Here is a 307-nt window from a genome sequence, read left to right on the forward strand (position 1 = left end):
TCCGCTTGGTCACGCGTCTCCAACAAGGAGATATCACGCATGTACAGGCCACACCAACACTCTGGGGCATGATCCTTGAAGCGGGATTTGCGCCAGACAAAACCATGACTCTTTTGGCGGGCGGTGAGCCGCTGCCGCAAGACCTTGCGGACAAATTATCCGCAGGAGGTGCCACGCTTTGGAACGTTTATGGCCCGACGGAAACAACGATCTGGTCGGCTGCTGCCAAATTGGCTCAGGGTGAGAGAGTTACGATCGGACAGCCCGTCGCAAACACCGAAATCCATGTGCTCAGTCCCAATGATAC

The 307-nt window shown here is 55.7% G+C and carries 1 protein-coding gene; it reads left to right on the forward strand.

Going from position 1 to position 307, the window contains the following annotated elements; genetic code table 11:
- The coding region (locus AB9F26_RS22465; RefSeq protein WP_369769148.1) for an AMP-binding protein at positions 1-307 on the forward strand (307 nt) is incomplete at both ends.

Source organism: Falsihalocynthiibacter sp. BN13B15, assembly GCF_041205415.1.
GTDB lineage: Bacteria > Pseudomonadota > Alphaproteobacteria > Rhodobacterales > Rhodobacteraceae > Falsihalocynthiibacter > Falsihalocynthiibacter arcticus.